This window comes from Nocardia sp. NPDC060259, from assembly GCF_042728775.1.
In the GTDB taxonomy this organism is placed as follows: Bacteria; Actinomycetota; Actinomycetes; order Mycobacteriales; family Mycobacteriaceae; genus Nocardia.
Genome location: NZ_JBHXAY010000128.1, coordinates 1 through 17,676 on the forward strand (window position 1 = coordinate 1; position 17,676 = coordinate 17,676).

Here is a 17,676-nt window from a genome sequence, read left to right on the forward strand (position 1 = left end):
ACACATTTGTCTGCGGGCGGGCGCGCTGGGGGGCGCGCCCCCGCCTGCCCCGCGGGACTGCCACGGTTGGTGGCTCCTTCGTCGCCTACCCAACGGCGCCTGACCGGCGGGACGGCCGCTGCGCGGCCTGCCCCTCCTCGAGGTCGGGGCGTGGTGGCCGAGTTCCCGGTCTGCGCCCACTATTTCGGCAGACGGATTATGTTTGTCGGCAGGGGTGGGGCGATCGACATGATGAAGGAGCCGGCGTGCTCGAGGTGTTCCTGGTCGACGACCACGAGATCGTGCGGCGCGGGTTGATCGACCTGCTCGAAGGTGATCCAGAACTCACGGTGATCGGTCAGGCGGGTGGTGTCGCCGAGGCGATGGTGCGCATTCGCGAGGCCAGGCCCGACGTCGCGGTCCTGGACGTGCGCCTGCCCGACGGCAACGGCATCGAACTGTGCCGCAATCTGCTGGCCGAGTTCGACGACCTGCACTGCCTGATCCTCACCTCGTTCTCCGACGAGCACGCCATGCTCGACGCCATCCTGGCCGGTGCCAGCGGCTATGTGGTGAAGAACATCGACGGGATGAAGCTGGCCGACGCGATCAAACAGGTCGGCGCCGGTCACTCCCTGCTCGACACCCGCGCGGCCGACGCGTTGCGCGCCCGGCTGCGCCGCAGCACCGAACCCTCCGGCGCGCTGGCCGGGCTCACCGAGCAGGAACGCCGATTACTCGAGCTGCTCGGCGAGGGACTCACCAACCGGCAGATCGCCGCGCGGATGTTCCTGGCCGAGAAGACGGTGAAGAACTACGTCTCCCGCCTGCTGGCCAAGCTCGGCGTCGAACGCCGCACCCAGGCCGCCGTCCTGGCGACCAAGCTGCGCGAGCCGTAAAGCTCAGGAGGGGACGACGATGGTGAGGTCGCCGTCGTAGCGGCGGTAGAGCAGGTTGCCGCGGCCGGTGTGGCTGTCGGTGAAGAACAGATACGGCAGGCCGCCGGTGCACAGCACGTCGGATGCCTCGTCCTCGGCGTAGACCGGCGCGGCGTCCTGGACGACGCGGACCGGCATCGCGCTGGCGGTGAGCGGCAGCTCGGCCGAATCCCCCGCCGCGGCGGTGTGCCGCTGCCTGGCCAGACTGACGCCGTGCGGATCGGCCCAGGTGACGATCGCGTCCTCGCCGGTCTGGGCGTCGGTGAACAGGTAGGCGTCGTAGTCCATCGCGTCGAGCACGGTGCTGGCTTCCAGCGGGGTACCGGTCATCAGCGCACAGTCCTTGCGGCGGATGATCGGCCTTGTCTCGGTGATCTGGGCGAGCGGGCGCCGCGCCGGGTCCGGCCACGCGCCGCGCGCTTCCTTGCCCGCGCGCCGGGCCAGCTGACGGTCGAGGCGCTCGGCGGCGAAGGTGACGGCGAAGCCGCCCGGTCCGGTGACCTGCACGCGGGTGAGCGTGTCGTTGGTCCTGATGTTGGCCTGCACCAGGGTCGGCTCGTCGGAGCCCTGCGGCGCGGTGACGCGCACGCGGGCCGGACTGTCTAGGTGGTGCCTGCGCATCACGCGGGTGATGGCGCGGACAGCGCGGGTGACATCTTGCGGTGGTACCTCGCCGCGGGTGGTCACCGCGAGCTCCGGGTCCGCGGCGGTCGTCCAGTGCTGGGTCGTCGACAACGAATTCATCACTTGCCCCACTTCTCGATCCCTTTTCCCGGTGCCCTATGCCACCATTCCCCTCCGTGCGAGTGAAGGGCCGAAAGTCCCCACATTGCGGACTAGACTTTGCGTTCGACGGTTGGGGTGATGCGGCGACGGGATACGGCGATGGCGAATGACGGTCGGAATGGCCGCTATTCGGTGGGCCGGACCGTGTCGCAGCAGCGATTACGCGCGCTGCTCGGCGAGGTGGCCGACCGGGTCGAGGTGATGATCGGCTCGCGCGATCGGATGGACGGCCTGGTCGAGGCCATGCTGACGGTCACAGCGGGCCTCGACCTGGACGAAACGCTGCGCACGATCGTGCGCACGGCGATGAACCTGGTCGACGCCCGCTACGGCGCGCTCGCGGTGCGCGGCCACGATCGGCAGGTCTCGCAGTTCATCGACGAGGGCATGCCCGACCAGATCAGGAACCGGATCGCGCGATTACCCGCGGGCCACGGCGTGCTCGGTGCGGTGTTCGCGGAGAAAGCCCCGCTGCGGCTGGACGATCTCACCGAGCACGCCTCGTCGGTGGGTTTCCCGGCGGGCCATCCGCCGATGCACACGTTTCTCGGTGTGCCCGTGCGCATTCGGGACGAGGTCTTCGGCAGCCTGTATCTGACCGAGAAATTCGACGGTCAGCCGTTCACCGAGGAGGACGAGGTCCTCGTCCTGGCACTGGCGGCCGCGGCGGGAATCGCGGTCGACAACGCGCGCCTCTACGAACAGGCGCGCACCCGGCAGGCATGGATCGAAGCGACGCGCGATATCGCGACGGAATTCCTGGCAGGCACCGAATCGGATCGGGTGCTGGCGCATGTGGTCGATCACGCCCGCGGCCTGACCGGATCGCATCAGGCGTTCCTGGCCTCGGTGCCGGTGCCGGACGAATTACCCGGCGAGATCTCGGAATTGGTGATCACGCAATGGACCGGACCCGATGCCGGACAGGACTGGCAGACGGTCCCGATCGCGGGCACCGCGCTGGGTGACGCGTTCAGCAGGCGCACGCCGCTGCGCTTCGACGACATGTCGACGGCGACGCTCGGCGTGGAGTTCGCCGACGCCGAATCACCCGGCGCCGGGCCTGCTCTCGTGTTGCCGCTGTGCACCCCCGACGCGACGCTCGGTGTGCTGGTGACGATCCGGCCGCCCGGCTTCGCCCCGTATTCCGACGAGATGATGGAGCTGACGGCGGCGTTCTGCGATCAGGCCGCGCTCGCGGTCCGGCTGGCCGACGCCCAGCGGCGGATGCGCGAACTCGATATCGTCGCCGATCGCGACCGCATCGCCCGCGATCTGCACGACCACGTGATCCAGCGCTTGTTCGCGATCGGCCTGACGGTGCAGGCGACCATGCCCAAGGCAGTGGTTCCCGAAGTGCGGCAACGTCTCTCGACGGTCATCATGGATCTGCAGGAAGTGGTGCAGGAGATCAGGACCTCCATCTTCGACCTGCACGCCAGCGGTCCCGACCACAGCGCGGGGCTGCAGCAGCGCCTCGAGCTGGCGATCCGGCGCCAGACCGCCGACATCGCGTTGCGGGCGACGATCCAGGTGTCGGGTCCCCTGTCGGTGCTCGATCCACAGCTGGCCGACCATGCCGAGGCCGTGGTCCGCGAGGCGGTGAGCAACGCGGTGCGCCATTCCGGGGCCGATACGGTCGCGATCGTCATCGACGTGGCCGACGATCTGACGATCACCGTCAGCGACAACGGCTGGGGCATCCCCAATCACGTGATCCGCAGCGGGCTGCGCAACCTCGAGCAGCGGGCCGAGGAGGCGGGCGGGCACTTCGACATCGGGCCCGCGCAGCGCCCCGACGCCGACGGCAATCACCCGGAGATGCCGGGAACCCAGCTGCGCTGGGCGGTGCCGCTGCCCCAGGACTCGCCGAGCACCGGCGGGTACGCGCTGGCCGGTGGGCCGGACGGGGGCGAGGGCGACTGAGCCCGGCGGTTCAGCCGGGCCCGAGGACGACGGCGGCGTTGTTGCCGCCCATGCCCATCGACAGTTTCACCGTGAATCCGCCGGTCATCGGGGCGGGCCCGTCGAGCAGCCGCGGGTGCGCCGGCGCCATGACCGGCGCCGACACGGCGATGCCGCGCTCGTAGGACAGCGCGATCACCGCGACCTCGACGGCCGCGGACGCGCCCTGGCAGTGCCCGGTGAGCGGCTTGAGCGCGGTGATCACGGGGCGATCGCCGAAAACGGCGGTCAGGACGGCACGTTCGGCCGCGTCGCATTGCCTGGTGCCGGTGGCGTGGGCGTTGACGTACTGCACGTCGGCGGCGTCGATCCCCGCCACGGTCAGCGCGCGCTGGGCGCAGGCGATGAGCTGGGCATGGGTGGGCTCGACCGAGACGACGTGGAAGGCATCGTTGGTCATCGCGCCGCCCAGGATCCCGGCATAGGGCGTGTCGACGGCGTCGGAGAGCAGGAAGGCCACCGAGGCCTCCGCGATGGTGAAGCCCAGGGTGTCGTCCTGGAACGGTCTGCACGCGGTGAACGGGTCGGCGTCGGCGACCGCGGCGCCCAACCGGACGAAGTGCTCGAGCATGTCGGGCGTCGCCGAGATGTCGGTGGCGATGCACAGCACGTCGTCGACCATGCCCGCGTCGCGCCACATCTTCGCGGTGAGCATCCCGGCGGTACCCGAACTGCACGCGGCGGACACGTTCATCGCGGGACCGTGGAAACCGAACTCCTGCATGACCACCGAGATGGGGGTCGACGGCAGCAACCGCAGGTAGTCACGGGAACGCCGGTGGCCGTGATCGACCAGATAGAAGTCGCGCCAGTCGGCGACATCGCCCAGGGTGAACGCGTGCACCAGGCCGACCGTCCGGCCTTGCCCGCGCCAGCCGCGGGCCTGCGCATCGGCCACCGCCTCGGCGGCCGCCGCGTACACGGCGCGCCCGAACAGACCGGAACCGTGAGCAGGATCACCACCGTCGGGTAGCCTGCCCACCCAGGCGTGCTGATCGCGTTCGGGGCCGTAACCGGGGTACAGGCGGGCGGCCGGTTTCCCGCCCATCACCCCCTGCCACAACTCTTCGCGGCCCCAGCCGTAGCCGGAGACAACACCTATGCCTGCGATCGACATAGAATCGAGACGGTGGACCATGCCGCCGGGAAGCACGTCCGATTTCACATCGCTCCTCGCGGATCTCAGGGAGGCTCACCACAATAGTCCTGTTCGCCATCGCCAGACCAGGTCGAGATCGGGGGTATCGCAGTGGGAGAAGCCAATACCGACGCGGCGAGCGCCGAGCAGCTCGCGCAGCGGTACCGCTCGCTGGTCGAACACACGCCGGACGCGATCTGTGTGCACGAGGCGGGCACCGTCGTCTTCGTCAATCCCGCGATGGTGCGACTGCTCGGCGCTGGCTCGGCCGCCGACCTGCTCGGAATGCCGATTGTCCGGTTCGTCGATCCCGATTCGATCCCCGCGATGCTCGCGCGGATCGATCAGCTGACCGCCGAGGGCGCGGCCTCACCGCCCACCGAGATGGACCTGGTCCGCATGGACGGCCGCACGGTGCCGGTCCAGACGGTGTCGGTGCTCACCGCGTGGCAGGACAAACTCGCCTACCAGGTGGTCGTGCACGATCTGACCGCCCAGCGGGCCGCCGAGGCGTCGGCGCGGCGGGCCGAAGCGCACTTCACCACGGTGGTGTCGCAGCTGGAGGAGGGCGTGCTCGTCATCGATCGGCGCGGTCGGCTGGAGTCGATCAATCCGGCGGGCAAACGGATACTCGGCATCGACGACGCGACGCCGTTGGTCGGCCGCAGCATCGACGAACTGCCCGTGGCCTTGATCGACCGCAACGGGCAGCCGCTGCCGAAGGCCCGGCATCCGATGGCGCACACCCTCGCGACCGGCGAGGCCGTCACCCAGTACATCTTCGGCGTCGAACACACCGACGGCACGCAGGTGTGGTTGTCGTGTAACTGCAGGCTGCTCAACCCGGACAGCCCGGATTCCTCCGGGGTGTCCTCCTTCGCCGACATCACCGAGTTCAGGGCCAGCAGGCGCCAGCTCGAATACCAGGCCACCCACGACGCGCTGACCGGGCTGGCCAACCGCTCGCTGATCCTGTCGCAGCTCTCGGCGGCGCTGGCCGACGAGGACGGCAGCCTGGTCACCACGGTGCTGTTCATCGATCTCGACGGCTTCAAGGCGATCAACGACACCCTCGGTCACGCGATCGGTGACACGGTGCTGCAGATCGTCGCCCAGCGATTGCAGCGCGCGCTGCGCGCCGAGGACCTGGTCGGCAGGCTCGGCGGCGACGAATTCCTGGTGCTGCTCGCCGGACATCCGCACCGTGCCGACCTGCCCGGACTGATCGAGCGGCTGCGCACCACGATGGCCGAGCCGATCATCGCCCGCGGGCACCGGCTGGAGGTGAGCGCCTCGATCGGCGTCACCGAGCTCGGCCCGCACGAACTCCGCACTCCCGAGGCCGTCCTGCACGACGCCGACCTGGCGATGTACCGGGACAAGCCCTCGGGCCATCGTGACCTCGGTCTCGGTCAGAATCGTCGCTCGAACAACACCCACGCCTCCTGACAGACTGGTCGGCGTGATCGTCGAACACGCCGTGCTGCCCGTGCGCCCCGGACTCGCCGATGCCTTCGAGGCCGCGTTCGCGCAGGCGTATCCGATCATCGCGTCGATGCCCGGTTTCGGCGGGCTGTCGCTGTCGAAGTGCGTCGAACGTCCCGACAGCTATCTGCTGCTGGTGCGCTGGGCGCGGCTGACCGACCACACCGAGGGTTTCCGCGGATCGCCGGAATATCAGCGCTGGCGCGCGCTGTTGCATCACTTCTACGATCCGTTTCCCGTGGTCGAGCACTTCACGCCGATCGTCGGTGACGATCTGTTCGCCGAGTAGACTCGACAACTCTGTTCTCGCCGGTGACAAAGGAGTCCTGTTTTGCCCGACCGCCTCGCCGATGAACGCGCCGCGGAACAGCAGTACCTCTCGGTGCTCTACGACCGGCTCGACGGCATGCGCGACTATGCGCAGAACCGGCTGAAGACCGTGCTGCTGGAGTCCGGCGGCACCCCGCAGGCACGCAGTGAACGCGAGTCGTTCACCCAGCTCTACAGCGAGGACCTGGCCAAATACGACGCCGCCGAGCACGGTCTGTGCTTCGGCCGGATCGACCTGGACGGCAGCGAGCCCGAGTCCCGCTACATCGGCAGGCTCGGCATCCTCGACGAGGACAACGACTACGAGCCGCTGCTGCTGGACTGGCGCGCTCCCCTGGCTCGCCCGTTCTACCTGGCGACCACCGCCAACCCCGAGGACGTTGTCCGCCGCAGGCACATCCGTTCGCGCAACCGCGCGGTCACCGCGATCAACGACGAGTACCTGGATCTGCGCGCCGCCGAACGCGACGGCGTCGTCGGTGAGGACGACGGCGTCGGCGGCGAGAGCGCGCTGCTGTCGGCGCTCAACGCCGCCCGCACCGGGCACATGAACGACATCGTCGAGACGATCCAGAGCGAGCAGGACGCGATCATCCGCTCCGAGCACAAGAGCGTGCTCGTCGTGCAGGGCGGACCGGGCACCGGCAAGACCGCGGTCGCGCTGCATCGCGCCGCCTACCTGCTCTACACCTACCGTCAGCAGCTGGCCAAGAGCGGCGTGCTGATCATCGGCCCGAACGCCACCTTCCTCGACTACATCGGCCAGGTGCTGCCCTCGCTCGGTGAGACCGGCGTGCTGCTGTCCACCATCGGCGACCTGTACCCCGGGGTCAAGGCGGTCAGGGAGGATTCGCTGCGCGCCGGCGAGATCAAGGGCTCGCTCGACATGCTCGAGGTGCTCAAGCAGGCGGTGCGTGATCGTCAGGAAGTGCCGTCGGAGCCGGTGCGGCTCACCTTCGACGGCTACCCGGTCACGCTGGACCGCAAGATCGCGACCAAGGCCCGCGGCCGGGCCAGGTCGTCGCGGCGCCCGCACAATCTGGCCAGGCCGATCTTCGCGTCCTCGGTGATCGACGCTCTCACCGATCAGCTGGCGGCCACCATGGGCGCCGACCTGTCCGGCGGGACGAGCCTGCTCAGCTCGGCCGACCTCAGCGAGATCGGCGACGAGATGCGCGCCGATCCGCAGGTCCAGGCCGCGATCACCGCGTTGTGGCCGATCCTGTCGCCGCAGGATGTGCTGGCCGACCTGCTCGCCGATCCCGCCCGTCTCGACCGCGCCGCCAAGACGCTGAGCCCCGAGGACCGGGCCGAGCTGGTGCGCGACGACGACGGTACGTTCGGCGCCGCCGACGCACCGCTGCTCGACGAGCTGGCCGAACTGCTCGGCGTGGACGACACCGAGGAACGCGAGCGCGCCCGTCGCCGCTGGCGCGCCCAGCTGGCCGAGGCGCAGGACGCCCTCGACATCCTCACCGGTTCGGCGCCGCAGGACATCGAGGACGAGCTCGACCCCGAGATCCTGATGGCCTACGACCTCATCGACGCCTCCCAGCTGGCCCAGCGCCAGGAATTCGGCAACCGGCAGACCACCGCCGAGCGCGCCGCGGGCGACCGCACCTGGACCTACGGGCACGTGATCGTCGACGAGGCGCAGGAACTGTCGCAGATGGCGTGGCGGATGGTGATGCGACGCATCCCGAACCGGTGGATCACGGTGGTCGGCGATGTCGCCCAGACCGGTGATCCCGCCGGCGCGTCGTCGTGGCAGCGGGTGCTGGAACCGTATGTGGCGCAACGCTGGAAGCTCACCGAGCTCACGGTGAACTACCGCACCCCGGCCGAGATCATGGCCGTCGCCGCCGATGTCCTGGCCGCGATCGACCCGGGCGTGCAGGTGCCGCGCTCGGTCCGCGACTCCGGCAATCCCCCGCGCGCACACCGGGTTCGGCCCGACGAGGTGGCAGGCGAACTGGCCCGGCTGCTCGAAGCCGAACACGGACCCGGCACCAGCGCGGTACTCGCGCCCGCGGCGCTCGTGCCCGAGCTGTCCGCGCTGGCCGGTGAATCGGTGCAGGTGCTGACCGTGCACGACGCGAAGGGCCTCGAGTTCGACCGGGTGTATCTGGCGGAACCACAGACGATCCTGGACGAATCACCGCGCGGCCTCAACGATCTCTACGTGGCGCTCACCCGCGCGACCCAGCGGCTGGCGGTCGTGCACACCGAGGACCTGCCCGAGGTGCTGTCCGCGCTGGGATAGGCGCTGCTCCCCGGAAAACCGCTCGAGGGCGCCGCGATTGCGGCGCCCTCGAGGTGTTGATCGAAACAGAATCAGCGAACGGTGTGCACGATCAGCACGTCCGAGCGCGACTTGCGGGCCACATCCGAGGGCACCGAGCCGAGCAGGCGGCCGGTGAGGGTGTTCAGGCCCCGGTTACCGACGACGAGCAGGTCGGCCTTGGTCTCCTTGATCAGGTCGAGCAGCGAATCGACCGGCTCGCCGACGATTGCGCGCTCGACGATGTTCTTCGCACCGGCGGCTACGGCCTTCTCCCGGGCGACGTGCAGGATCTCGTTGGTCGGCGCCGAGCCACGCACCTGGTAGGCCTCGTCCTTGAGCACGTCGGCCGCGGCGGCGACGTCGCGATCGTCGGTCGGGAAGTAGGCACAGGCCAGCACGAGAGTCGCGTCCGCGTCGCCGGCGAGCGCTGCGGCCTTCTCCACGGCGACGTACGACGAATCCGAGCCATCAGTACCGACGACAATGGTCCGGTAGGCGGTCATCTCTCCTCCAACTTGGTCGGTGCCAGCGTCGAGCGACCCGGGAATCGAGCGTCAGCGCGGCAATGGGGTCGACCCTAACGCCAAAACAGGCCGATTTATCGACAAATCGCAACAGATCACATCGGGAGTGTTGACGCCGGTGTCCGTCGTACCGGTGGTCTTCGCGACAGCCGCGAAGATTCACCTGCGACAATCTGACCGCGAGTCACCGAAATTGTGGTCGATCACAACACAATCAACACGACTGCGCGACTGGGACTTTGCTCACATCAGCCGGAAAAACTGGGCAGGCCGCAGGCGGCGCTGCCGGTACCGGTCGATGGCGCGACGGTCACCGTGGTCGGCACGATCCAGCGGGTGCTGATGCCGACGACTTTCGCGGTCAATTCGTGCCGGCCTGCGGCGGCGGGCCGCCACGTCGTGGTGGTGTTGCCGATGGTGGGTACGCCGACGGTGCCGATCGCCACGCCGTTGTCGTAGAAGGTCACGTCGGCGCCGGAGTCACTGCTGCTGTAGCCGACGACGTTGACCGCGGTGACCGTGTACGAGCAGCCTGCCTGGTGATCCGATCCCTCGACCGCGACGCGCTGGGTCGCGTCGGCGTGCGCGAACGGCGCGACGAGCGCGGCCGTGGTCAGGACCGTGGCGATACCGGAGCCTGCCAGCCCCAGCCGCGCGTTCCGGCGGAAAGATGTTGTCACCGTTGATGTCCTCACTCTCACGCGGCAGCGACCGCCGCGCATGCGGTGAGACTATCGACGGACACCACCGTCCCCCGCCGAAATGGCGATATTTCAGATACCCGATTTCTGGGGTCTCGACACCCCGTCAACCCAGCGTCGGTACCGCACTCGCCCGCGCTTTACGCGCGTATTCCCACGGCGACATCCCGATCTCGGCGGTGAATTCCCTACTGAAATGGGCCTGATCGAAATAGCCGAGGTCGGCGGCCAGCGTCGCCAGATCCGGCTTGCCACCGCGTGCGAGCAGATCGGCGGCGTCCTGCAACCGGAATCGGCACAGCACCCATTTCGGGCCCGCGCCGACATAGCGGCGGAACAGCCGTTGCAGAGTGCGGATCGGGACCGCGAAACGGTCGGTGATCTGGTCGACCCTGGTCAGGCCCGCATTGTCGGCCATGGCCGCGACGATGCCGGCCACGAGCGCGTACTGCGGGTCATCGGATCGGCCACGACCGGCGAAGAACTCCTCCACGACGACCGTCCGCGCGGCGTCGGACGGCTCCGCCAGCACCCGTTCGGCCAGTCCCGCGGCGGCAGGCAGGACATCGGTCAGCGGAGCCGAATCATCGCGCAGCGCACCGACATCCATGCCGGTGAACGCGCCGAACCCGCCTGGCCGGAACCGGATCCCGAAGGTCTCCCCCTCACCGTCCAGCTCACGGACGTACTTCGTGGTGCTCACGCCGTTGACGAATCCACCCGTGCGGGTGCTGCTGCGTTCGAAGGTGACATTCACACACGGAAAAGACAGGACTTCGGCGCGATAAGCGGGCTTGCCGCGCAGATCCCAGCGCACGACCCAATATCGGTCGGCGAATTCGGCCAGTGCGGGTCCGACCGCCAGCCGGTCCAGCGATCGATGCCTGGCCTGCTCGCCCGGGTGCAGAATGCCTTTCATATCACCGGGATCCGGCACCTCGCCCCGACCGGTCATCCGATCTGTCGCTTTCTTACAAGATCGGGCACGGCAGCTCGACCAGGATCGAAGACATGACCAATCCCGTTGCGCCCATCCCGGAGGGCTACCACTCCATCACCTGTTTCCTGGCCGTGCCGGACGGCAACGCGGCCATCAGCTTCTACACCGAGGTCTTCGGCGCGAAGGTGCTCAGCCGGGCCGATCTGCCCGACGGCCAGCCCGCGCACGCGGAACTGCTGATCGGCGATTCGACCATCCAGCTCGGAATGCCCATGCCCGACAACAACGTTCGCGCGCCCGAGGACTGGGTGCACACCTCGATCGTGCACTACTGCCCGGACGTCGACGCCGTGGTCGCCCGCGCGATCGCCCAGGGCGCCCGCATCGCCGAGGAACCACAGACTTTCGTCAACGGCGAGCGGTTCGGTGTGGTCATCGACCCGTTCGGCCACCGGTGGGCGGTGATCACCCGGATCGAGGAGATGTCGCGCGAGGAAGCCGATCGCCGGATCGCCGCATGGATGGCAGAGTCCTATTAGCGGCTGGCGCCGCGGGGTTTTCGGCCCCTTGTGCCTCGCGTCCGAGGAGCGATACTGCGCCTGCGGCGTTCCGTCTCGCTCCTCGGACGCGAGGCGGCCGAAAACCCGTGGTGGCCGGGTCGACATCGTCAGCTGAGCCCCGCGGCGTCCATGCCGCGGAGTTCCTTCTTCAGGTCGGCGATCTCGTCGCGCAGGCGGCCCGCCAGCTCGAACTGGAGCTCCCGCGCCGCGTTCATCATCTGATCGGTGAGCGAGGCGACCAGGTCGGCCAGTTCCGCGCGCGGCATGGATTTCACATCGCGTTCGGCGTAGATGCCCGCGCTGACCGCGCGTCCCGGCTCGCCCTGGGCGCGCCTGCCGCGGCTGACATTGCGGCCCGAACCACCGACGGCCACTTCGTCGTCGGCCTCGGAGTACACCTGGTCCAGGATGTCGGCGATCTTCTTGCGCAGCGGCTGCGGGTCGATGCCGTTGGCCGCGTTGTAGGCGACCTGCTTGGCGCGGCGGCGGTCGGTCTCGTCGATCGCGTGCCGCATCGAGTCGGTGATCTTGTCCGCGTACATGTGCACTTCGCCGGAGACGTTGCGCGCCGCGCGGCCGATGGTCTGGATGAGGCTGGTGCTCGACCGCAGGAACCCTTCCTTGTCGGCGTCGAGGATCGCCACCAGCGACACCTCGGGCAGGTCGAGGCCCTCACGCAGCAGGTTGATGCCGACCAGCACGTCGTACTCACCCAGACGCAGCTGGCGCAGCAGCTCCACCCGGCGCAGGGTGTCGATCTCGGAGTGCAGGTAGCGCACCCGCACGCCGAGGCCGAGCAGATAGTCGGTGAGGTCCTCGGCCATCTTCTTGGTGAGGGTGGTGACCAGCACGCGCTCGTCGCGCTCGGTGCGCTGGCGGATCTCGTGCACCAGATCGTCGATCTGGCCTTTGGTCGGCTTCACCACGACCTGCGGGTCGACCAGGCCGGTCGGGCGGATCACCTGCTCGACGACCTCACCGCCCACCTGGCCGAGCTCGTACGGACCCGGCGTCGCGGACAGGTACACCGCCTGACCGATCCGTTCGGCGAACTCCTCCCAGGTCAGCGGCCTGTTGTCGACCGCCGACGGCAACCGGAAACCGAACTCGACCAGGTTGCGCTTGCGCGACATGTCACCTTCGAACATGCCGCCGATCTGCGGCACGGTGACGTGCGACTCGTCGATGACGAGCAGGAAGTCGTCGGGGAAGTAATCCAGCAGGGTGGCGGGCGCCGACCCGGCCGGGCGGCCGTCGATGTGGCGCGAGTAGTTCTCGATGCCGGAGCAGAACCCGACCTGGCGAATCATCTCGAGGTCGTACTCGGTGCGCATACGCAACCGCTGCGCCTCGAGCAGCTTGCCCTGCTTGTCCAGCTCGGCCAGCCGCTCGGCCAACTCGGCCTCGATATCGGCGACCGCGCGCTCCATCCGCTCCGGGCCAGCCACGTAGTGGGTGGCCGGGAAGATGCGCAGCGAGTCGACCTGGCGCACCACGTCACCGGTGAGCGGGTGCAGGTAATACAGCGCCTCGATCTCGTCACCGAAGAACTCGATGCGGACCGCGAGCTCCTCGTAGGACGGGATGATCTCGACGGTGTCGCCGCGCACCCGGAACGAGCCGCGGGTGAACGCCATGTCGTTGCGGGTGTACTGCACGTCGACCAGCAGGCGCAGCAGCGCGTCGCGGTCGATCTCGCCGCCGACCTCGAGCTGCACCGAACGATCCAGGTACGACTGTGGGGTGCCGAGGCCGTAGATGCACGATACCGAGGCGACCACGACGACGTCGCGACGCGAGAGCAGGCTCGAGGTCGCCGAGTGGCGCAGCCGCTCGACGTCGTCGTTGATCGAGCTGTCCTTCTCGATGTAGGTATCGGTCTGGGCGATGTAGGCCTCGGGCTGGTAGTAGTCGTAGTACGAGACGAAGTACTCGACCGCGTTGTGCGGCAACATCTCCCGCAGCTCGTTGGCCAGCTGGGCGGCGAGGGTCTTGTTCGGCGCCATCACCAGCGTCGGCCGTTGCAGCTTCTCGATCAGCCAGGCCGTGGTCGCCGACTTACCGGTACCGGTGGCGCCGAGCAGGACGACGTCCTTCTCCCCCGCGGTGATCCGCCGCTCCAGCTCAGCGATGGCGGCAGGCTGGTCGCCGGCGGGCTTGTGCTCGCTGACCACCTCGAACTGTCCGCCCGCACGCTCGATGGTGCCGACGGGCCGGTGCTCGGAATGAGCCAGCGGATGCCCCCGCTCCTCATACCCTTCCGTCGGAATCTCGGTTGCGAATGCCATGCACACCAGGTTAGGCCCGACCACCGACAAGTCGCACGGACAGCCTGCGCACCGGCCCCGATCCGGCGACACACCTGCGCCACGCCGAGCCACCGCCCGCCGCCGCGGTGTCTTCCCGGTGAACTTCTGCTCATCGAGAAGGCCGCTCACCTGCGCGAACACCGCGCCACTTGTGGGCCCGCAGCATCGTGGCGACCACGCGCTCGCGACCACATCTCCTGGTCCGGCCCGTACCGGCGATCACCCAGCCGCGCCCCGGCTACTTCGGAGCATTCCCGGGCCATGCCCGAAAAGTCCCATGTCCCAAGGATATTCACAGCGATGCGGCTCAGCAGACACGGTGCGTGACGCACATCCGGGCGTACCCTGAGCTGATCATCGGCACGTGGTGAAGGACAAGGCCATGAGCGCACTTCTTCCTCTACTCGTCGCGGCTCCGGCGGTCACCGGATTCGCCGGATACTTCGCGCGGGAGATCCGCGGCCAGCAGCCGCCGCCCGCCGCGACACCCACCGCCCCGCCGCCCGGTCGTCTCCGGGTCGAGTACTTCGACGTGGCTGAGCTCACCAGCACCGATGCCAAGGGCTACATCCGGCCCGTCGACCGGTACGAGGTGCAGCCGTGGGGCGTGTACCTGGCCCGCACCGTCGACCGGCCGCGTGGCCGCTACGAGGAGTCCTGGCTGCTGCCCGGCCCCGCCGTCCGCGCCACCATCGCGCACGATCGCCGCGGTGACCACCGCAGCCACGACTATGTCCTCGACATCGTCGAGTTCGTCCAGGTCGGCCCCAAGCGCTGGAAGGCCACCGACTACTTCCTCGACATCGCCGTCCGCCGCGGCCGGTCGGCGACCCTGCGAGGCACGGCCGAGCTGCTGGCCGCCCACGCCGCGGGCCACGTCGACACCGCCCAGGCCGATCGCGCCTTCGAGCGGGCCGCGGCCGCCCTCGACGGCCTCGCCGCCAACGACCACGATGTCGAGCAGTGGCTGCGCTCGCGGGAGATCACCCTGACCTGGATGTGAGCGGGCAGGCCCGCTCACCGGTAGATTTTCCGGTCATGACGCAGGCATCCACCGTGCACGTGCATCCACCCAAGGTCGAGTACTTCGATATCGCGGCGCGGACGAACACCGATCCGAAGGGGTTCGTCCGGCCGGTCGAGGTCTACCGGGAGGAACCGTGGGGCCTGTACATGGGCCGCCACTCCGATCATCCGAACTTTCACTACCTGCAATCGTGGGTGCTGCCGGAGCTGTCGCTGCGCGCGACGAAATTCCACTACAACCCGGGTGTCGACCAGTGGCAGGACGTCTACGTCGACGTCGGCGCGTTCACCAGGGAATCGGCCACGCTGTGGAAATCGGTCGACCACTACCTGGATCTGCTGGTGCGCACTGGTCGCGAGGTCGAGCTGGTCGACGTCGACGAATTGCTGGCCGCCCACGTCGACGGCCTGCTGGACACGGCGCAATGCCAGGCCGCGATCGCACACGCGACCGCGGCGATCGCCGGGATGGCCGCGCACGGCCACTCGCTAGAGGGCTGGCTCACCACCCTCGGTATGACCCTGACCTGGCGCTGAAACGACGAACCACCCGGACCTTCGGCAGAAGGTCCGGGCGGTCGCCGATCGGATCAGCCGGCCGACAGGCTCGGGAACAGATCCGCCAGACCGCCGCCGCAGCCCGCGCTGCCGGTCGCGGCGGCCTCGCCCACGGTGACGGTGATCGAGTCGCTGATCAGCAGCTGACGCGCCTCGAGCTTGTGCTGACCCGCCGTGGTGGGCTTCCAGGTGATGCTCACCGTGCCCGAGAGCAGCGACGGCGACACCGGGCTGCCCGGAATGTCGACACCGTTGTCGGTGAACTTCACCGAGGTCAGCCGGTCTACCTCGACACTGGCGGTCAGCTTGTAACTGCACCCGACCTTGTGGTCGCTGCCCGCCACAGTCAGGTTGCCGACCCAGGCCGAGGCCTGCGGGGCGGCCAGCACGATGCTGGCGGCGACGGCGCCGAATGCGGTGATACCGAAGCCCGCACGGCCGAACCGACGATGATGTGTTGTCATACGCGCTACAACTTCCCTGTGAACCGAGTCACCGCCTGGTGACTCGGCACAATGTACACAGCGCGCGACGCCGCTCGGCCGCTTTTTGAAACATTGATGTTTAACAGATTGATCTCGGGTCAGACGCGCGCCTGAGCCCACTCGGTGACCACCGGATAGACGGCGTCGAACCACGGTTCCTTCACCGCGTAGTAGGCCTCGCCCGCCGCGTCACCGGCCTTGCCCGCGGCCGCCTGCTCGGCCTCGCGCTTGACCGTCAGGTACGCGTCCCTGGCGTCCGCGTCGGCGCGCAGCCAATCACGCAGGTCGAGCGCGAACCGCTGTCCTGGCGAATCCTGCACGCGCAGATGGATGTTCGCCGGGCGCGCGGGATCGGCGTTGCCGTGCAAGCGCTTTCCCCAGCGAGCCAGGTCGGTGCCGTCGGGGTCACCGGGTGTCGGCTTCGGGTTGTCGTGGGTGGCCTGGGGCGCGAGCGGGAACCCCGCGCCGGCGAGCGCCTCGGCCAGCGACTCGGCGGTGGTCATATCGGCCACCGTCACCTGGATATCGATGATGTCCTTGGCGGGCAGGCCGTGCACCGCGGTGGACCCGACATGGTCGATCCGCACCGCCGACGCGCCGCACACCAGGTGCAGCCGGGCGATGATCCGCCGCGCCTCGGCGCCCCATTCCGGGTCGGCGGGCACCAGGTGGTAGCCGGCCCTGGCACGTACCCCTTCGCGCTGATTGCGTTCGAACGGCACCAGCCGGTCCGCCCACAGCGCCCGCACCTGTGCCTCGACGACCTCGGGGGTGCCGTTGTTGTCCAACCAGACATCGGCGACCGCGTGCCGCTGCTCGTCGGTGGCCTGCGCGGCGATCCTGGTCCGCGCGTCGGCCTCGGCGACCCCGCGATGTTCCACCAGCCTGCGCAGCCGGGTCTCGACCTCGGCGCCGACGACAAGGACCAGCTGCATCAGCGGCGCGAGCCCGTTCTCCACCAGCAGCGGAATGTCTTGCACGACAATCGCGTCCGCGGGCGCGGCGCCGATCAGCTCGGCGGTGCGGGCACCGACCAGCGGATGGGTGATGGCGTTGAGCGTGCCCCTGGACTCGTCGTCGGCGAAGGCCACCGCGGCCAGCGCGGGCCGGTCCAGGCTGCCGTCGGCGGCGAGGATGCCCGCGCCGAACGCCTCGACCAGCGCGGCCAGACCCGGCGTGCCAGGCGCGACGACCTCACGGGCGATCGCGTCGGAGTCGATCAGCACCGCCCCGCACTCGACCAGGGTCCGCGCCACTGTGGATTTACCCGCTCCCATGCCTCCGGTGAGGCCGATCCGCAACATGGCGCCCAGTCTCGCAGACGGCGTCGCGCCACGGTCCGCTCCGTCGGATTCTTTCCGACACGCCCACGCGCCGACCGGCGCAAAATCCGGGGCCGGGCGCGCCGGGTGGATTAATGTTCGCCGAGGCGAGAAGGCCAAGCTCCAGCTACCGAAGGATGATCATGGGCACCAGAGACCACCGGACGGCTCGCCACCGCCTGGGCATGCCCGGCGGTGTGCACTGCATCGAATACCCCGCCGTCGCAGCGACTCTCGCCGAATACCGACGCTCCTGGTTCACCGCCCTGGTCTTCCCCGCCAGACACAGTTTCGCCGCGATGCGATAAATAAAAAGTATGGCCGCCGGTTACTTGTTTCACTCAGA

17 protein-coding genes are annotated in these 17,676 nt (G+C 68.8%); 9 read left to right on the top strand and 8 right to left on the bottom strand.

Features of this window, described 5'->3' with window-relative positions; genetic code table 11:
* Positions 1-245 precede the first annotated feature (245 nt).
* A complete protein-coding gene (locus ACFWF2_RS29995; protein ID WP_189034038.1) occupies positions 246-878 on the top strand; it encodes a response regulator transcription factor in 633 nt (210 codons plus the stop codon).
* A 3-nt stretch (positions 879-881) separates the two neighbouring features.
* Here the strand turns inward: ACFWF2_RS29995 and ACFWF2_RS30000 are convergent, their stop codons facing one another.
* Positions 882-1,661, bottom strand: coding sequence for a sigma 54 modulation/S30EA ribosomal C-terminal domain-containing protein (locus ACFWF2_RS30000; RefSeq protein ID WP_379310829.1), 780 nt, complete (start codon positions 1,659-1,661; stop codon positions 882-884).
* A 141-nt stretch (positions 1,662-1,802) separates the two neighbouring features.
* On the opposite strand from ACFWF2_RS30000, the gene ACFWF2_RS30005 reads away from it, so the two are divergent.
* Positions 1,803-3,629, top strand: coding sequence for a GAF domain-containing protein (locus ACFWF2_RS30005; protein WP_379310830.1), 1,827 nt, complete (start codon positions 1,803-1,805; stop codon positions 3,627-3,629).
* A gap of 10 nt (positions 3,630-3,639) precedes the next feature.
* Here ACFWF2_RS30005 and ACFWF2_RS30010 read toward each other — a convergent pair whose 3' ends face one another.
* The gene (locus ACFWF2_RS30010; protein WP_379310831.1) at positions 3,640-4,785 is read right to left on the bottom strand and encodes a beta-ketoacyl synthase N-terminal-like domain-containing protein; all 1,146 of its coding nucleotides are present in this window, start codon (positions 4,783-4,785) and stop codon (positions 3,640-3,642) included.
* Between the two features lie 132 nt (positions 4,786-4,917).
* On the opposite strand from ACFWF2_RS30010, the gene ACFWF2_RS30015 reads away from it, so the two are divergent.
* Genes ACFWF2_RS30015 through ACFWF2_RS30025 form a run of 3 tightly spaced genes read left to right on the top strand, consistent with a single transcriptional unit; the run spans position 4,918 to position 8,884 of the window.
* The gene (locus tag ACFWF2_RS30015) at positions 4,918-6,255 is read left to right on the top strand and encodes a diguanylate cyclase domain-containing protein (RefSeq protein WP_379310832.1); all 1,338 of its coding nucleotides are present in this window, start codon (positions 4,918-4,920) and stop codon (positions 6,253-6,255) included.
* A gap of 13 nt (positions 6,256-6,268) precedes the next feature.
* Positions 6,269-6,580, top strand: coding sequence for an antibiotic biosynthesis monooxygenase family protein (locus ACFWF2_RS30020; RefSeq protein ID WP_379310833.1), 312 nt, complete (start codon positions 6,269-6,271; stop codon positions 6,578-6,580).
* Positions 6,581-6,622: 42 nt separating this feature from the next.
* Entirely contained in the window at positions 6,623-8,884 is a 2,262-nt protein-coding gene (locus tag ACFWF2_RS30025) for a HelD family protein (RefSeq protein WP_379310834.1), read from the top strand.
* A 71-nt stretch (positions 8,885-8,955) separates the two neighbouring features.
* On the opposite strand, the gene ACFWF2_RS30030 is transcribed toward ACFWF2_RS30025, so the two are convergent.
* The 3 genes from ACFWF2_RS30030 to ACFWF2_RS30040 form a co-directional block, all read right to left on the bottom strand.
* Entirely contained in the window at positions 8,956-9,408 is a 453-nt protein-coding gene (locus tag ACFWF2_RS30030) for a universal stress protein (RefSeq protein WP_379038837.1), read from the bottom strand.
* A 269-nt stretch (positions 9,409-9,677) separates the two neighbouring features.
* On the bottom strand, positions 9,678-10,109 hold the full coding sequence (locus tag ACFWF2_RS30035) for a hypothetical protein (protein ID WP_379310835.1): 432 nt from the start codon (positions 10,107-10,109) through the stop codon (positions 9,678-9,680).
* A gap of 127 nt (positions 10,110-10,236) precedes the next feature.
* Entirely contained in the window at positions 10,237-11,049 is an 813-nt protein-coding gene (locus ACFWF2_RS30040) for a DUF6597 domain-containing transcriptional factor (protein WP_379310836.1), read from the bottom strand.
* Positions 11,050-11,141: 92 nt separating this feature from the next.
* Here ACFWF2_RS30040 and ACFWF2_RS30045 point away from each other — a divergent pair, with 92 nt between their 5' ends.
* On the top strand, positions 11,142-11,609 hold the full coding sequence (locus tag ACFWF2_RS30045; protein WP_379310837.1) for a VOC family protein: 468 nt from the start codon (positions 11,142-11,144) through the stop codon (positions 11,607-11,609).
* A gap of 128 nt (positions 11,610-11,737) precedes the next feature.
* On the opposite strand, the gene uvrB is transcribed toward ACFWF2_RS30045, so the two are convergent.
* A complete protein-coding gene (uvrB, locus tag ACFWF2_RS30050) occupies positions 11,738-13,918 on the bottom strand; it encodes an excinuclease ABC subunit UvrB (protein WP_379310839.1) in 2,181 nt (726 codons plus the stop codon).
* Positions 13,919-14,321: 403 nt separating this feature from the next.
* Here uvrB and ACFWF2_RS30055 point away from each other — a divergent pair, with 403 nt between their 5' ends.
* Together ACFWF2_RS30055 and ACFWF2_RS30060 are read left to right on the top strand one after the other, a co-directional pair.
* Positions 14,322-14,942 (top strand): DUF402 domain-containing protein, encoded by a 621-nt coding sequence (locus ACFWF2_RS30055; protein ID WP_379310840.1) that lies wholly within the window; start codon positions 14,322-14,324, stop codon positions 14,940-14,942.
* Positions 14,943-15,001: 59 nt separating this feature from the next.
* A complete protein-coding gene (locus tag ACFWF2_RS30060) occupies positions 15,002-15,502 on the top strand; it encodes a DUF402 domain-containing protein (RefSeq protein ID WP_379310842.1) in 501 nt (166 codons plus the stop codon).
* Between the two features lie 53 nt (positions 15,503-15,555).
* On the opposite strand, the gene ACFWF2_RS30065 is transcribed toward ACFWF2_RS30060, so the two are convergent.
* Entirely contained in the window at positions 15,556-15,987 is a 432-nt protein-coding gene (locus ACFWF2_RS30065) for a hypothetical protein (protein WP_378853664.1), read from the bottom strand.
* A gap of 119 nt (positions 15,988-16,106) precedes the next feature.
* Positions 16,107-17,312 carry a dephospho-CoA kinase gene (gene coaE / locus ACFWF2_RS30070; protein WP_379310841.1) on the bottom strand — a complete coding sequence of 402 codons (1,206 nt, stop codon included), beginning with the start codon at positions 17,310-17,312 and terminating at the stop codon, positions 16,107-16,109.
* A gap of 161 nt (positions 17,313-17,473) precedes the next feature.
* Between coaE and ACFWF2_RS30075 the strand changes: the two genes are divergently transcribed.
* Positions 17,474-17,638, top strand: coding sequence for a hypothetical protein (locus ACFWF2_RS30075; RefSeq protein WP_379310843.1), 165 nt, complete (start codon positions 17,474-17,476; stop codon positions 17,636-17,638).
* Positions 17,639-17,676: the final 38 nt, after the last annotated feature.

Excerpts from the sequence above, each read along its gene's own strand:
- ACFWF2_RS30000 (WP_379310829.1), bottom strand. The coding sequence starts at position 1,661 with ATGAATTCGTTGTCGACGACCCAGCACTGGACGACCGCCGCGGACCCG.
- ACFWF2_RS30005 (WP_379310830.1), top strand. The coding sequence starts at position 1,803 with ATGGCGAATGACGGTCGGAATGGCCGCTATTCGGTGGGCCGGACCGTG.
- ACFWF2_RS30010 (WP_379310831.1), bottom strand. The coding sequence starts at position 4,785 with ATGTCGATCGCAGGCATAGGTGTTGTCTCCGGCTACGGCTGGGGCCGC.
- ACFWF2_RS30030 (WP_379038837.1), bottom strand. The coding sequence starts at position 9,408 with ATGACCGCCTACCGGACCATTGTCGTCGGTACTGATGGCTCGGATTCG.
- ACFWF2_RS30040 (WP_379310836.1), bottom strand. The coding sequence starts at position 11,049 with ATGAAAGGCATTCTGCACCCGGGCGAGCAGGCCAGGCATCGATCGCTG.
- ACFWF2_RS30045 (WP_379310837.1), top strand. The coding sequence starts at position 11,142 with ATGACCAATCCCGTTGCGCCCATCCCGGAGGGCTACCACTCCATCACC.
- uvrB (WP_379310839.1), bottom strand. The coding sequence starts at position 13,918 with ATGGCATTCGCAACCGAGATTCCGACGGAAGGGTATGAGGAGCGGGGG.
- ACFWF2_RS30055 (WP_379310840.1), top strand. The coding sequence starts at position 14,322 with ATGAGCGCACTTCTTCCTCTACTCGTCGCGGCTCCGGCGGTCACCGGA.
- ACFWF2_RS30065 (WP_378853664.1), bottom strand. The coding sequence starts at position 15,987 with ATGACAACACATCATCGTCGGTTCGGCCGTGCGGGCTTCGGTATCACC.
- coaE (WP_379310841.1), bottom strand. The coding sequence starts at position 17,312 with ATGTTGCGGATCGGCCTCACCGGAGGCATGGGAGCGGGTAAATCCACA.
- ACFWF2_RS30075 (WP_379310843.1), top strand. The coding sequence starts at position 17,474 with ATGGGCACCAGAGACCACCGGACGGCTCGCCACCGCCTGGGCATGCCC.